This is a genomic window from Streptomyces specialis (assembly GCF_001493375.1).
Classification (GTDB): domain Bacteria; phylum Actinomycetota; class Actinomycetes; order Streptomycetales; family Streptomycetaceae; genus Streptomyces; species Streptomyces specialis.
The window spans coordinates 414838-428948 of sequence record NZ_LN929894.1; the positions used below are offsets into that span (position 1 = coordinate 414838).

Annotated in this window: 11 protein-coding genes and 1 pseudogene; 5 read left to right on the top strand and 7 right to left on the bottom strand. The window is 73.6% G+C overall.

Features of this window, described 5'->3' with window-relative positions:
- The first annotated feature begins 122 nt into the window (after positions 1 to 122).
- Both BN2279_RS13930 and BN2279_RS13935 read left to right on the top strand, forming a co-directional pair.
- Positions 123 to 1526, top strand: a complete 1404-nt coding sequence (locus tag BN2279_RS13930; protein WP_059009381.1) for an NCS2 family permease — start codon at positions 123 to 125, stop codon at positions 1524 to 1526.
- Complete coding sequence (locus tag BN2279_RS13935; protein ID WP_059009383.1) at positions 1526 to 2008, top strand: NUDIX hydrolase; 483 nt, start codon at positions 1526 to 1528, stop codon at positions 2006 to 2008. Before BN2279_RS13930 ends, BN2279_RS13935 begins: the two co-directional genes overlap by 1 nt.
- A gap of 17 nt (positions 2009 to 2025) precedes the next feature.
- Here the strand turns inward: BN2279_RS13935 and BN2279_RS13940 are convergent, their stop codons facing one another.
- From BN2279_RS13940 to BN2279_RS13955, 4 genes and pseudogenes are all read right to left on the bottom strand, one after another.
- Positions 2026 to 2691: a response regulator gene (locus BN2279_RS13940; protein ID WP_079032143.1), complete on the bottom strand. Its 666-nt coding sequence runs from the start codon at positions 2689 to 2691 to the stop codon at positions 2026 to 2028.
- A gap of 310 nt (positions 2692 to 3001) precedes the next feature.
- Positions 3002 to 4204 (bottom strand): annotated as a pseudogene (locus tag BN2279_RS27730) (amidase); the annotation flags it as partial.
- Complete coding sequence (locus tag BN2279_RS13950; RefSeq protein ID WP_059009388.1) at positions 4201 to 4989, bottom strand: SDR family NAD(P)-dependent oxidoreductase; 789 nt, start codon at positions 4987 to 4989, stop codon at positions 4201 to 4203. The pseudogene BN2279_RS27730 and the gene BN2279_RS13950, both read right to left, overlap by 4 nt.
- Positions 4986 to 6347 carry a flavin-containing monooxygenase gene (locus BN2279_RS13955; RefSeq protein ID WP_059009390.1) on the bottom strand — a complete coding sequence of 454 codons (1362 nt, stop codon included), beginning with the start codon at positions 6345 to 6347 and terminating at the stop codon, positions 4986 to 4988. Before BN2279_RS13955 ends, BN2279_RS13950 begins: the two co-directional genes overlap by 4 nt.
- 114 nt (positions 6348 to 6461) lie before the next feature.
- Here BN2279_RS13955 and BN2279_RS13960 point away from each other — a divergent pair, with 114 nt between their 5' ends.
- Complete coding sequence (locus BN2279_RS13960) at positions 6462 to 7499, top strand: AraC family transcriptional regulator (protein ID WP_199827719.1); 1038 nt, start codon at positions 6462 to 6464, stop codon at positions 7497 to 7499.
- Between the two features lie 70 nt (positions 7500 to 7569).
- On the opposite strand, the gene BN2279_RS13965 is transcribed toward BN2279_RS13960, so the two are convergent.
- Both BN2279_RS13965 and BN2279_RS13970 read right to left on the bottom strand, forming a co-directional pair.
- Positions 7570 to 8670: a sensor histidine kinase gene (locus tag BN2279_RS13965; protein WP_059009392.1), complete on the bottom strand. Its 1101-nt coding sequence runs from the start codon at positions 8668 to 8670 to the stop codon at positions 7570 to 7572.
- Entirely contained in the window at positions 8667 to 9701 is a 1035-nt protein-coding gene (locus BN2279_RS13970; RefSeq protein WP_079032144.1) for a hypothetical protein, read from the bottom strand. The genes BN2279_RS13965 and BN2279_RS13970 overlap by 4 nt, the downstream gene beginning before the upstream one ends.
- 245 nt (positions 9702 to 9946) lie before the next feature.
- On the opposite strand from BN2279_RS13970, the gene BN2279_RS13975 reads away from it, so the two are divergent.
- The gene (locus tag BN2279_RS13975; RefSeq protein WP_059009394.1) at positions 9947 to 11917 is read left to right on the top strand and encodes a PhoX family protein; all 1971 of its coding nucleotides are present in this window, start codon (positions 9947 to 9949) and stop codon (positions 11915 to 11917) included.
- Positions 11918 to 12050: 133 nt separating this feature from the next.
- On the opposite strand, the gene BN2279_RS13980 is transcribed toward BN2279_RS13975, so the two are convergent.
- Positions 12051 to 13220, bottom strand: coding sequence for a PP2C family protein-serine/threonine phosphatase (locus BN2279_RS13980; protein WP_079032145.1), 1170 nt, complete (start codon positions 13218 to 13220; stop codon positions 12051 to 12053).
- Between the two features lie 79 nt (positions 13221 to 13299).
- On the opposite strand from BN2279_RS13980, the gene BN2279_RS13985 reads away from it, so the two are divergent.
- On the top strand, positions 13300 to 13830 hold the full coding sequence (locus BN2279_RS13985) for a MarR family winged helix-turn-helix transcriptional regulator (protein WP_059009396.1): 531 nt from the start codon (positions 13300 to 13302) through the stop codon (positions 13828 to 13830).
- Positions 13831 to 14111 lie beyond the last annotated feature (281 nt).

A 14111-nucleotide genomic window follows, 5' to 3' on the forward strand; every position in this document is an offset into this window, starting at 1 on the left:
ATGTCCACGCCAAGAACGCGATTCCGTAACGGTGCGGCATCCTGTGACCGGCGGGAAACAATTCCCGCACATCCGGCGGGGGAGAATCCTCGCGTTCCTGAACCGTCTCGTGAGGATTCCGCATGCCGGTGCGACGCCTGGACGACTTCTTCCGCATCTCCGCGCGCGGCTCCACGGTGGGCCGTGAAGTGCGCGGCGGGTTCGCCACGTTCTTCACCATGGCCTACATCCTGGTGCTGAACCCGATCATCCTCGGCGGCGCCCAGGACGCGAACGGCGACCAGCTCGCGTTCGGGCAGATCGTCACCGTCACCGCCCTGGTCGCCGCGATCATGACCGTCCTGATGGGCATCACGGCCAACCTGCCGCTGGCGCTGGCCGCCGGGCTCGGCATCAACGCGATGGTGGCGTTCCAGATCGCGCCGCGCATGTCGTGGGCGGACGCCATGGGGCTGGTGGTCCTGGAGGGGATCATCGTCTGCGTGCTGTCCGCGACCGGGCTGCGGGAGGCGGTGATGAACGCGATCCCCGCACCGCTCAAGCAGGCCATCGGCGTCGGCATCGGCCTGTTCATCGCCCTGATCGGCTTCGTGGACGCCGGGTTCACCCTCGGCCACGAGGGCTCGCCGCCGCTGAGCCTGGGCACCGGGGGCGAGTTGACCGGCTGGCCGGTGCTGGTGTTCTGTCTCGGCCTGCTGCTGACCCTGGCGCTGCTCGCCCGCCGCGTGAAGGGCGCGATCCTGATCAGCATCCTGGTGACGACCGTCTTCGCGATCGTCGTCAACGCCGTCGCGGACGTGGCGGACGAGGCGTGGGGGCTGACCGTTCCCGAGGTGCCGGACGACGTGGCCGCCTCGCCGGACTTCGCGCTGCTGGGGGACTTCAGCCTGTTCGGGGCGTTCGGCGAGGTCAGCGTCGTGACCGCGGTGCTGCTGATCTTCACGCTGTTCCTGACCGACTTCTTCGACACCATGGGCACGGCGGTCGCCGTCACCTCCGAGGCCGGGCTGCTGGACGAGGAGGGGCGGGTGCCGCGCCTGGGCCGGCTGCTGTTCGTGGACGGCCTGGCCGCCGCGGCCGGTGGCGCCGTGTCCGCCTCGTCCAACACCTCCTACATCGAGTCGGCGGCGGGCGTCGGTGAGGGCGCCAGAACGGGCGCCGCGAACCTGGTCACCGGCGGGCTGTTCGCCCTGGCGCTGTTCTTCGCGCCGCTGGCCGTGGTGGTGCCCGCGCGGGCCGCCGCGCCCGCGCTGGTCGCGGTGGGCTTCCTGATGATGACGCAGGTCGGGCGGATCGACTGGAGCGACTACGCGGTGGGCATCCCGGCGTTCCTGGCCATCGCCGTCATGCCGTTCACGTTCTCGATCACCAACGGCATCGGCGCCGGTTTCATCGCCTGGGTCGTGCTGCGGGTGGTCCTGGGCCGGGCGCGCGAGGTGAGCTGGCTGCTGTGGCTGGCGGCCGGGCTGTTCGTGGTGTACTTCGGGATCGACCCGGTCGAGCAGCTTTTCGGGGTGGACGACTGATGCGGTTCCCCCGGCGGGTGGCCCGGCGGACGGCGCGTGTGCTGCTGCTGGACGGCGCCGACCGGCTGCTGCTGTTCCGGATGCACGACGGTCTGTGGCTGACACCGGGCGGGGGCGTGCGGTGGCACGAGTCGCTGCGCGCGGCGGCGGCACGGGAGTTGGGAGAGGAGACGGGGCTGCGGGTGGTTCCTTCGGCGCTGGGGCGGCGGGTGGCGTGGACCGGCGGTCACGCCGATCTGGGCTGGAAACGCGGCGTGTTCGAGGACCACTTCTTCCTGCACCGGGTCACCGCGCACGAGGTGGACACCAGCGGCATGGAGGAGTACGAGAGCGGCGCCACGACGGAACACCGCTGGTGGCCCCTGCCCGAACTGGCCACCACGACCGACGCGGTCGTCCCGCTCGGCGTGGTCGCGTTGCTCACCGGCATCCTGTCCGGCGCCGCGCCACCCCGCCCGGTCCGGCTCCCCTGGCACCACTGATTCCGCCGCGCGGCCCCCTAGGCGATTTCGCCGGGGGTGACGAAGCCGTGTTCGTAGGCGGTGATCACGGCCTGGGTGCGGTCGCGGGCGTTCAGTTTGGTCAGGACCGTGGCCACGTGGGTCTTCACCGTCTGGGTGCCGACCGTCAGGCGGGTGGCGATCTCCGCGTTGGTCAGGCCCTCGGCCATCAGGCGCAGCACCTGCGCCTCCCGGTCGGTCAGGCGGGCCCGCAGTGCGTCGGCGCGGGTGGCGCGGGTGTGGTGCGCGGCCAGGGCGCGGACGGCGGCGGGGAACAGCAGCGAGTCGCCGCGTGCCACCAGCCGCACCGCGCCGACCAGTTCCTCGGCCGCCGCCCGTTTCAGCAGGAAGCCGCCGGCGCCGACGCGCAGTGCCTCGTAGACGTAGGCGTCGTTCTCGAACGTCGTCACCACGATCACGCGCGGCGGGTCGTCCATGGTGCGCAGGAGCTGTTCCGTGGCGCGGATGCCGTCCACCTCCGGCATGCGCACGTCCATCAGTACGATGTCGGGCCGCAGTTCCCTGACGACCGACACCGCCTCGGCGCCCGTCGCCGCCTCGCCGACCACGGTCAGGTCCGGCTCGGCCCCGAGGATCGCACACAACGCGCTCCGGACGAGCCGCTCGTCGTCGGCGACGACGATGCTGATCGGCGGCGTGCTCACGGTGCCAGGGTAGGCCCCCGCGGCGTCGCGATGAACGCGTTCCACGAGCGGGCGGGGACGGCGAGCACGGCACGAGGGGAGGCTGCCGGCCAAGCCCCCGGTCTGCTTGCCCTGCGCGGGGGGTCATGGCTTGTGGATGCGGGGGAACGGGGCGTGCGACTCGAGTTGGTAGGCGAGGTCGAGCAGGGTCCGTTCGGCGCCGCGGGGGGCGGCGGGGGGGGTGGGGGGGGGGGGGGGGGGGCGGGGGGCGGGCGGGGCCGCCGCCGACGTTGTTCAGCGGGGTGAATCCCACGTACTCGGTGAGCTTGGCGAGCAGCTCCTCGAACGGCTGCCCGGGGTGGTGTTCGCCGATGCGGGGCGCGGGATGCGACACAACGGGCGTGAGGAGGACGTCGATGCCGGCGAACTGGGCGTCGTGGACCCGGATGCCGCCGCGCAGCCGGCGGATGGCCGAGGCGAGGGCGAGCGGGTCGCGCGCGGCCATGCCGGCCAGGCCCCTGGTGAAGGGGTCGAGTTCGCGGGGGCGGAAGCGCCGCCCGTGGGTGAGCGTGCACGACAGGCTCATCAGGACGGCGAACATCGCCCAGTAGCGGGTGAAGTCCCCGACGAACCGGGGGTCGCCCCGGAGCCGGGTCTCGGTGACGTCGTGGCCCAGCGCGGCGAGGGCCTTGGCGGCCGACCGCACCACCCCGGCGGTCTCGGGGTGGGCCGGGCGGCCGAGCAGGTCGTGGGTGACGAACCCGATCCGCAGCCTGCGGCCCGACGGGCCCTCGACCAGACCGACCGGCGGCAGGGCGCGGTTCGGCCGGAAGCGCTCGGCGGCGGCGAGGTAGTGCGCGGTGTCGCGGACGGTCCGGGTGACCACGCCCTCGGTGACCAGGTTGACCGGCAGGCGGCGGACACCGGGCTGGTCCAGCAGCCGGCAGCGGGTCGGTTTGAGACCGACGAGGCCGGTGACGGCGGCGGGGATGCGGATCGACCCGCCGCCGTCGTTGGCGTGCGCGAGGGGCACGGCGCCGGCGGCGACCAGGGCGGCGGCCCCGCCGGAGGAGGCCCCCGTGGAGTAGCCGGTGTTCCAGGGGTTGCGGGTGGGTGCGCGGTCGTGGAACTCCGTGCTCGCGGTGAGGCCGAACTCGGGCATCGTGGACTTGCCCAGCACCACGAAGCCCTGCGCGAGGAACTGCTCGGCCGGTGCGCGGGTGCGCGGCGCCGGGCGCGGCACGAGGGCGGCCGAGCCGTGGCAGGTGGGCAGCCCGGCGACGTCGACGTTGTCCTTGACGAAGGAGGGCACTCCGGAGAACACCCCGCCGGGGGCCCGGTCGGCGCGCTCCCGCGCCCGGCCGGAGCAGTCGGCCTGGACGGCGTTGAGCAGGGGGTCGACGTGCCGGACGCGGGCGATCGCGGCGTCGAGGACCTCGCGGCGGCCGAGGGTGCCCGCGCGGATGGCGGCGGCCAGCGCGACGGCGTCGAGGTCCCCGAGGGCGTCGTCGGTGAAGGCGTGGACCGTGGTCATCGCGTGTCGTTCTTTCGCAGGTAGGCGCGGTGCGCGGGGCGCGCGACCCGCTCCAGGGCGGGCCGGACCCACCGGATCAGGGCGGGGGCGAGCATGCCGGTCCTGATCAGCCAGCCGTCGTGGCGCGGCAGATTGGTCTCCAGGCGGGGGCGGCCGAGCCGGGCGGTGACCGCGTCGGCCACGGCCCGCGCGGACAGCGGGGTGCTGAGGAAGTTGAGCGGGGAGCCGCCCGTGGCGGCCTCACGCCGGAGCATCGGGGTGTCGACGGCGCCGGGGTTGATGATGCTGATCCGGACGCCGGTCTCCTTCTCGCGCATGGCCAGGGCGAGCAGGAAACCGCGCAGGCCGAACTTGGACGCGCTGTAGCCGGGGCTCTGGGCGAGAGGCAGTTGGGAGGCGAGGGACACCACGGCGACGATGTGGCCCGAGGACTGCCGCAGCAGCCCGAAGAGGGCTCGGGTGAGCAGGATCGGAGCGTGCAGGTTGACCTGCTGCTCGCGGGCGATCTCCTCGGTGGTGGCCTGCTCGAACGGTGTCGTCACGCACACCCCGGCGTTGTGCACCAGCACGTCCAGGCGCCCGGCGCCGGTGAGCGCGGCGGCGATGTCGCCGGGCGCGGCGGGGTCGGTCAGGTCGTGGCAGAGCCGCGTCACCGGCCCGGGCAGCCGGTCGAGGCCGTCCCGGTCGACGTCGACCGCGACGACGCGGTAGCCGTGTTCCAGCAGTGCCGCGCAGGTGGCGGCGCCGATCGCGCCGGCCGCGCCGGTCACCAGGGCGACCTTCACGACCGCACCTCCGTGTCGCGGGCTGCGGCCGCGCGGACGCCGTCGAACATGCCGGGTTCGAGGCCCGGCCAGCCGACCCGCTCGCGCACCCGGGTGAGGCAGTGGCGCAGCGCGTGGGCGTCGGCGTAGGCGGTGTGCCGGGCCGACGGGACGAACCGGGTCCCGCCGGAGAGGTCGGGGACGTGCCGCGCGATCAGTCCGTCGAACGCGGCGGCCCGGCCGGGGGCGTGCCGCTGGTCGTGCAGATACCGCGCGACCAGGTCGCTGATGTGGTCGAACAGGGTGTAGGCGCTGGAGTTGACCTCCAGGTAGCCGACGCCGAACAGGTTGCGGTGCGCCCGGCTGAAGGCGGTGAGGTACAGCTCGGGGCGGCCGTCGCGCCAGGCGAAGTACCGCTCGGGCACGTACGGGATGGCCCAGTCGTACCCGGTCGCGTACAGCACGAGGTCGATCCGCTCGCTGGTGCCGTCGGTGAACACCACCCGGGCCCCGTCGAATCCCGCGACGTCGGGCTTGACCGTGACATCACCGTGCTGGAGGTGGTGCACGAGCCGGCTGTTCAGCAGCGGGTGCGACTCGAACAGCTTGTGGTCCGGCCGGGGCAGCCCGTAGCGGGTGAGGTCGCCCTGGACGACCCGCAGCAGCGCGGACATCAGGGGCCGGGTCAGGCACAGCGGCAGACGCGGGCCGCGGTGGTCGAACTCGTCGGCGGGCACGCCCAGCACGTGCTTGGGGATGACGTGGTAGCCGCGGCGGACGCTGACGAACGCGGCGTCGGCCGCCACGGCAGCGTCGCAGGCGATGTCCGCCCCGGAGTTGCCCAGACCGACGATCAAGACGCGCCGGCCGCGGAACTCCTCGAGGCGGCGGTAGGTCCGCGCGTGCCGGATCGCTCCGGTGAACGTCCCGGGGTGGCGCGGGACGCGCGGGTGCCAGGTCACGCCGGTCGCGCACACCACGGCGCGGTAGGTGTGCGTGGTGCCGTCGTCCAGCTCGACCGCCCACGCGTCGCCGTCCCGCTCCACGCGGGTGACGGCGGTGCCGAACCGGATCGTCCCGCGCAGCCCGTAGGCGTCCGCGAACGCCTTGGTGTACGCGAGAATCCGCCGGTTGTCCGGGTAGTCCGGGTAGGTGCCGGGCATCGGGAAGTCGAAGAACCCCGAGACCCGGCGCGAGGAGATGAAGTGCGCCGACTCGTACATCGGGGTGCCGGGGTTGTCCAGGTCCCAGATGCCGCCGACGTCGGTGTGGCGTTCGTACTGGTCGTAGGCGATGCCCAGGCGTTTCAGCGCGCGGGCCGTCGACAGGCCGGCCGGCCCGGCGCCGACCACGCACACGCGGTCAGGTGCTTCCGTCATCACGGCTCCCTTCTGGCACCCGCATCGCACCGCCCCCCGCCGGTTCGTGGGGAGGGCGCCGGCGACTACGATGGGGGGGAAACCGGACACAGCGGGGACAGGGCCGGGGGTGCGATGCCGGACACCGAGCCGCGGCTCACCGCCGCGATCGTCCCCATGTCCGTCCTCGCCGGGCTGGTCGACCTCGCGCGACGGGAGGGGCACCGCCCGGACGGCTGGTTCGCCGGGACCGGCCTCACGCCCGGCCATGTGGCCCGGCCCGGCACGCGGGTGTCGTTCCGCCAGGCCGCGGCCATCCTGCGGCGGGCGCTGCGCGACCTGCCCCCGGGCCCGCACGGCCTGCGGGTCGGTGGGCGCGACGCGCTCGTGACGTTCGGCATGCTCGGCTTCGCCATCCGCTCCTGCCGTACGCTGCGCGAGGCCATGGACATCGGCCTCGAACTCCACCTGGCCTCAGGCAGCCTGATGGACGTCGAGGCCGAGAGCTTCGGCGACCGGATCGCCCTGCGGCTGTACGAGCGTGCTCCCGAGCCGGAAGTGCTGCCGTTCCTCTGCGAGGAGGCGATGAGCAGCTCGCTCATGCTCATCCGGTCCGCCCTCGGCTCGGACATCACGCCGACCCTCGTCGAGCTCGGCTACCCCCGGCCGGCCCACGCCGCCGACTACCACCGCTTCTTCCGCTGCCCGCTGAGGTTCGGCGCCGACGCCCACCGCATGACGTTCCCCGCCTCACTGCTCGACCGGCCGATCCCCACCTACAGCCCGGCCAGCCGCGAGGCCGCCGTCGACGCCTGCCGCCGTCTCCTGCGCACCGGGCGGGACGCGCCGCACGACATCGTCGCCGCCGTCGAGACCCTGCTCGCGGAGAACCCGCGGCGCCCGCTCACCATGGCCCGGACCGCTGAGCACCTGCGCCTCACCGAACGCGGTCTCCGCCGCCGCCTCAGCGCCGCGGGGACGCGGTTCAGCACCATCCGCGACCGGGTCCGCCGGCGGCGTGCGACGTTCCTCCTCCGGGAGACGTCGCTGCCGGTCGCCCGGATCGCCGAGGAGGTCGGCTTCAGCGACGCGCGCGAGTTCCGCCGCGCCTACCAGCGCTGGACCGGCCAGCCGCCCACCGCGACCCGGCGCGCACCCCGGCCCCGCCCCTGAGGCGTGGCGGGGAGGGCCCGCGCGCCGCGGCCGGTCCGGGCCGTCAGCGGGCGGGTCCCAGGGGGGGGATCTAGAGTGGCCTGGGAGCGTCAAGGGTGAAAAGGGGGCAGGAGGCAGCCATCGTCAGGGTCAGTGCCTCGTCGTCGGTGGTGAGGCGCAGGGTGACGGGGACCGGGCCGGCGTGGCGCAGGGCGTTGGACAGGCCCTCCTGGACGATCCGGTACGCCTCGCGGGAGACCAGTGCGGGCGGGGGCCGGTCCCCGTCGCGGGTCAGGGTGACGGGGACACCGGCGGCCCGGATCCGGGCGAGGAGTCCCGGCAGGTCCGCGAGGGTCGGCGCGGGCGCGGTGGCGGTGGCGTCCTCCTCGCGCAACAGGCCGAGCACGGCATCGAGTTCGGCCACGGCGTCACGGGCGGTGGCCTCGATCGCGGCGAGCGCCTCGCGGGCGAACCCCGGGTCGGCGTCCAGCACCCTGCGGGCCGCGCCCGCCTGGAGCGTCACCGTGCTCAGCGCGTGGCCGACCGAGTCGTGCAGTTCGCGGGCGAGCCGGTTCCTGGCGGCGAGGTCGGCGGCCCGTTCCTCGGCCGCCGCCAGCCGGTCGGCCGGGGTGGGGCCGAGCAGCGCCGGGGCGGGCCGGGCCAGCAGCGCGCCCGCGCCCGCCGCGCAGCCGGTGAGGGCGGCGAGCAGCGCGGCGCCGTACAGGGGCGCGGCCCAGGGGTGGCCGGGCAGTCCGGCGAACCCGTCGGCCCAGCGGCTGTCGCGCAGCGCGCCGGAGAACGGCAGGGCCGCCAGCACGGCCGCGGCGGGCGGGACGGCGAGCGTCATACCGCTGACCAGTCCGCCCAGGCCGAGGTGCGCGACGAACCAGGCGGCCGTGCGGCGCCTGGCCGACCGGGAGGCGGCAGGACCGGCGGCGAGCAGCCGGCCGTCCACGCCCGCCAGCGCCCGGACCACCTGCGTCTCCACCGTCCGCACGACGGGGAAGAGACCGCTGACGGCGACCAGGGGAAGCGCGACGGCGAAGGCGAGGAACTGCGCACCCGGGCGGGTGAGCGGGTCGGTGCCGGGCGCGACGACGCCGAGGACGACCGTGACCAGCAGGAAGTACGGCATGAGCAGCGCCCCGCCGAGCAGCAGGTGCACCCAGCGCAGCCGCAGCGTCCGGATCATCCCGTCGAGGCCCGTTCGGCGAAGAGGCGGGCGCCGACGGCGACGGTCAGCGTCCCGATCAGCATCTGGCCAGCGTAGAGGAGGCCCAGGAGCGGGGTCAGGCGCGTGTCCGGGTCGGGGGCGTTCCCGCTCAGGGCGGTGGCCAGCAGCAGCCAGCCGCCCCAGGCGGCCAGGGCCGCGCCGCCCGTCCACGTCAGGGCGGCGGCGGTGGACAGCCGCACCCGGCTCCAGCGGCGGGGGCGGAACGCCAGCAGCAGCACGCCGGAGGCGGCGGCGAGCAGGAACAGGACGTCGGCGGAGGTGGTGATGTGGAAGACGGCGTCCCGGTCGTCGACGCGCCGGGCGGTGAGCCCGGCGGTGCCGCCGGCCAGCCACAACAGGCGCGGAACGAGGCCGGCCGCGCACAGCAGCGCGGCGGCCACGGCGGCCACGGCGGTCGTGCGCCGCGCGGCGGTCGGGGAGGCGGGGAGCGCGGCGAGGCGGCCGGTCAGCAGGTGGCCCCAGCGGTCGCGGACGTAGAGGGCGAAGAGGCCGCCGAGCGCGACGGCCTGGAGGCCGAAGCCGGAGTAGACGACGGTGAAGACCCAGGGGGCGAGGAACGCCTCGTCGCCGGAGCCGTCCGTTCCCTCGCCGCTGCCGGTGAGCGGGGTGTCGGTGAAGACGTCCGCGAGCGCGCCGGCGGGGAATCCGATGACGATGGGGGCGAGCAGCCCGGTGGCCACCCACAGCGGACCGGCGACCAGCCAGGCGGGCAGCCGCCTGCCCCAGGGGCGGGTGAGCGCGAACACCAGCAGGATGACGCCGGCGTCCATGCAGGCGGTCAGCGCGTTGGCGGCGAACAGTGTGTTCTCCCCCTCGGGTTCGCGCAGTTCGCTGCCCTCGGGGATGCCGAGGTGACTGCCGGACAGCCAGGCGATCTTGAGGCTCAGGTAGGGCACGCAGGCGGCGATGGCGAGGGCGCGCAGCCACGCCTTCGTACGGTGCCGGTCCCCGGTGGGCGGCGGGGCGGCGGGGGCGGTGGTCGTCGTCATGACTCCACGCTCCCGCCGGGGGTGTTTCCGGCGCGTCATGCCGGGTGGTGAACCGCCTCCCCCGCGCGGGGGAGGCGGCATCGCCGGGGAGGCGCGCGGGGGGCTCCAGGTGAACCCGGGCGGTGAATCACCCGTATGAGTGAAGGTGGTCCTTCGTTCACCTAGGTGGCTACTCCGGGTCATCGGCCGCTCCTAGCCTCACGGGAGCATCACCGACGGCACACATGAGCAAGTGAGGATCCGCGATGTCAGGACTGCCACCGGTATTTCCCGCGATCGATCCGGATGACGTCAGCTCGAACGGCTCGGCGAACCGGACGTTCGGGGAGGTCGTCGAGAAGCGGATGTCCCGCCGGGTCGCGCTCAAGGGCGGGCCCGCCGCCGCTGCGGGGTTCCTGGTCGCCGCGCCCGCCGGGACGGGGCCGGCCGCCGCTGCCGGGCAGTCCGGGCAGTCCGCCACGGCGGCGGCGCGCGGTGGTGGCGGGGGGCGCCCGCCGAGGGCGCTCCTCGGGTTCCGGGCCGTGCCGACGTCCACGGCCGACACGTTCACCGTGCCGGAGGGGTACGAGACCCAGGTGATCATCCCCTGGGGCACCCCGATCCGGCCGGGCGGCCCCCGGTGGCGCAAGGACGCCGGCAACTCCGCCGACGAGCAGGCGCAGCAGGTCGGCATGAACCACGACGGCATGCACTTCTTCCCGCTGGGGTCCGGCCGCCAGGGCAGCCGGCGCGGCATGCTGGTCCTCAACCACGAGTACGTGGACCAGGAGTTGCTGTTCCCCGACGGCTCCGCGACGATGACGCCCGAGAAGGTGCGCAAGGCGCTGGCCGCGCACGGCGTCAGCGTGGTCGAGATCGAGGAGCGCGACGGCGAGTGGCGCGTCGTGGACTCCCGCCGGGCGCGCCGGATCACCGGCTCCACGCCGGTGAGCTTCTCCGGGCCGGTCAAGGCGAGCCACCCCAGCCTCCAAGCGGCCGACGAGCCGCGGGGCACGCTGAACAACTGCTCCAACGGCTGGACGCCGTGGGGCACTTACCTGGCGTGCGAGGAGAACTGGAACAACTACTTCGGCACCCAGGACCCGTCCTGGCAGCCGACCGCCTCCCAGCTCCGGTACGGCGTCTCCAAGAGCGGCGGCGGCTTCCGCTGGCACCTCGCCGACCCGCGTTTCGACCTCGCGGCGAACCCCAACGAGATCAACCGGTTCGGCTGGATCGTCGAGATCGACCCGATGAACCCCAACGCCAAGCCGGTCAAGCGGACCGCGCTCGGCCGCGTCAAGCACGAGGGCTGCACGGTCACCGAGTCCCGGGGCCGCGTCGTCGCCTACACCGGTGACGACCAGGACGGCGACTACATCTACAAGTTCGTCGGCCAGGGCCACTGGCGGGCCCAGCGCGCGCTGGGCCGCAGCCCGCTGGACCACGGCACGCTGTACGTGGCGCGGTTCGAGGACGACGGCACCGGCTCCTGGCTGCCGCTGGCCCACGGCACCGGGCCGCTGACCACCGCCAACGGCTGGGCCGACCAGGCGGATGTGCTGCTGCGCACCCGCGAGGCGGCCGACGCGGTGGGCGCCACGAAGATGGACCGGCCGGAGTGGATCGCGGTCAACCCCGAGAACCAGGACGTCTACTGCACGCTGACCAACGGCAGCGGCTGGAACAGCGCGGTCAGCCCGCGCAAGCCCAACCCGTACGGCCACATCGTGCGCTGGACGGAGAAGAACGGCGACAACACGGCCACGACCTTCGACTGGGACATCTTCGTCCTGGCCGGCGACCCGGCGTACGACGCGCAGGCCGGGACCGACGAGTCGAACGTCTTCGGCTCGCCCGACGGGCTCGGGTTCGACGGCGACGGCCGGCTGTGGATCATGACCGACGTCTCCAACTCGTCGCAGAACCTGGCCTCCAAGGGCTACGACAACATCGGCAACAACCAGATGCTGGCCGCCGATCCGCGCACCGGCGAGATCCGCCGCTTCCTCACCGGCCCGCGCGGTTGCGAGATCACCGGCCTGGCCTTCACGCCGGACCAGCGGACGCTGTTCGTCAACGTCCAGCACCCGGGAGAGGCGACGACGGCCTGGGGCACGCCGACGCCGGAGAACCCGCGAGCGGTCAGCAACTGGCCGGACTTCGACCCCGAGGGCCGACCGCGTTCGGCCACCGTGGTCATCCGCCGCACGGACGGCGGCGTGATCGGCGCCTGAGCGGGGCCGAGGGGGACCGAGGGGGACGGGGCTCTGGACTTCCGGCCGACCACCGGGAGTCCAGAGCCTCGGTGCTGTGCTGTGCTGTGCTGTGCTGTGCAGTGCTGGGCGCGGCGGCGCGGCGTGGTGGGCGTCAGACGTCCGCCGAGCGGCCGTGCCAGTCGAGGCAGACCACCATCGCGTCGTCCTCCGGCAGCGGTCCGCCGCGGTGCCCGGCCAGCTCCGCGAGGATGGCGCGCGGCACCTGCGCCGGGGGCAGCAGCCGGGTGTTCATGATGGCCCGCGCCAGCGCCTTCTCGCCGTACCGTTCGCCGACGGGCGAGGAGGCGTCGTAGACACCGTCGCTGACGAAGAACAGCCGGTCGCCGGGGAGGGTGGTGAAGTCCTGGGCGGTGTACACCGTTTCCTCGAACATCCCGAGCGGGAGCTGCGCTTCCAGCTCCACGTACTCGGCGACCCCCTGGCGCAGCAGCCACATCCGGGGCGAGCCCGCGTCGATGATCCGGGTGCGGCCGGTGGCGAGTTCGAAGCGGAGCAGGAGGGCGGAGACGTGGGCGAGGCCCCGGTACTGGCCGTAGATCGCTTGGTCGGCCAGGTATGCCTGCTCGGCGAGGTCGAGTCCGGCCCGGCGGGCGTTGCGCAGGGCGCTGACGCCGAGGCCGGTGAGCAGGGACGCCTCTATGCCCTCGCCCATGCCGTTGATGACGGTGAGGGTGAGGTGGTCGGCGGAGGTGGACCAGTCGAACGTGTCGCCGTGGACGGCGTAGGCCGGTTCGAGCTGGCCGCCGAGTTCGTACTCGGGGCGGGAGCAGGAGCGGCCGGGCAGGAGCTGCCACTGCATCTCGGCGGCGAGGGTGAGGCGTTCGCTCCTGCGGGCCTGCAGGTACACGTCGGTGTCGCGCTCGGCGACCATGATCTCGTGGCCCAGTATCCCGGCGATCTCGGTGAGTTCGTCCAGGACGGCGGCGCCGAAGCGTTCGCGCGGCATGCGGACGGTGAGCACGCCGATGCGGTCGCCGCGCACGCTGACCGGGAGGTGGGCGGTCAGCTCGGGCAGTCCCTCGGCGGGCTCCACGTAGGGCAGTTGGGAGCCGAAGGCCCGCCCGGCCGGTCCCATGTGCACGGGAAGGGAACGGTCGGCGGGGGCGTCGACCGGTCGCAGCGACGTCACCCCGTAGTCCGCGACCATGAGCGTCGCGTCGCTCACGGAGTAGCACCGGACCAGCACGGCCCGAAGACTTTCGAGCAGTGCGTGCGGAGCCGCGTGACGCAGGGCGCGTTCAGCGGCCGCGAGTCTGTCCACCGTGTGTGTTCGCCTTCTGGGGGAGTGCCGGCCGGGAGAACCGGTGAGGTTTGGGAGGACGCCGGAGCGGACATCCGGGATGACAAGCCTGATCCTGAGTGCCAGAGTGAGATGCGTGAATCCACTGCCTCCACACCGGCCCCCGGATGCCGCCCTGGCGGCTTCCGAGGTGATCGAGTTGCTGGAGGTCCTGTGGGAGCGGGGGCGGGACGCCGCCTCGTCGGCACCGGTTTCTTCCTCCCAACTCCGGGTCCTCTACATCCTGGAGCGCGATGAGGGCATCAATCTTCGCGGGCTGGGGGAGCTGCTGGGTTCGGCGCCGTCCTCGGTGAGCAGACTCTGCGACCGGCTCCAGGCCCTCGGGTTCGTGGAGCGGACACCGAGTCAGGCCAGTCGCCGCGAGCTGGAGCTGTGGCTCACGCCCCATGGCCGTCGCTACCTCCAGGACCTCAGAGAGCGCCGGGAGAAGGCGCTGCTGACCGCCATCGCCGCCATGCCGCCCAGCACCCGGAAGGCACTTGTCGAGGGACTCGCGGGCTTCCGGGACGCGGTGGCGCAGTCCGTGCCGAACCGCGAGCGGGCCGCCGACCGTTCCGCCCGCTCGGCGTAGAGGGTGCGTCGGTGACATGCGGGCTCCTGACGTGACCGGCCGCGTGCCGGACCGGCGGGGGCGCCGGGTGGCGGGCCGCCAGGGCACAGCGTGTGGCTGCGATACTACTGTTGTCAAATGGAAACTGTTGTGTGTTGGGCGGCGACGGCGGGAAACGCGGAGCCGGTGACGGCCTGTTGTCGGCGTCCGGGGGTAGGGGACTACCGGGCGGTCGCCGGCGCCGCTAATGTTTGTCACGCGACAACTCATGACAAAACGCATCAAGTGCATACCCGGAAGAA

Coding starts and splice junctions, on each gene's coding strand:
- BN2279_RS13985 (WP_059009396.1), top strand. CDS start 13,300: ATGACAAGCCTGATCCTGAGTGCCAGAGTGAGATGCGTGAATCCACTG.
- BN2279_RS13955 (WP_059009390.1), bottom strand. CDS start 6,347: ATGACGGAAGCACCTGACCGCGTGTGCGTGGTCGGCGCCGGGCCGGCC.
- BN2279_RS13975 (WP_059009394.1), top strand. CDS start 9,947: ATGTCAGGACTGCCACCGGTATTTCCCGCGATCGATCCGGATGACGTC.
- BN2279_RS13935 (WP_059009383.1), top strand. CDS start 1,526: ATGCGGTTCCCCCGGCGGGTGGCCCGGCGGACGGCGCGTGTGCTGCTG.
- BN2279_RS13970 (WP_079032144.1), bottom strand. CDS start 9,701: ATGACGACGACCACCGCCCCCGCCGCCCCGCCGCCCACCGGGGACCGG.
- BN2279_RS13960 (WP_199827719.1), top strand. CDS start 6,462: ATGCCGGACACCGAGCCGCGGCTCACCGCCGCGATCGTCCCCATGTCC.
- BN2279_RS13965 (WP_059009392.1), bottom strand. CDS start 8,670: ATGATCCGGACGCTGCGGCTGCGCTGGGTGCACCTGCTGCTCGGCGGG.
- BN2279_RS13930 (WP_059009381.1), top strand. CDS start 123: ATGCCGGTGCGACGCCTGGACGACTTCTTCCGCATCTCCGCGCGCGGC.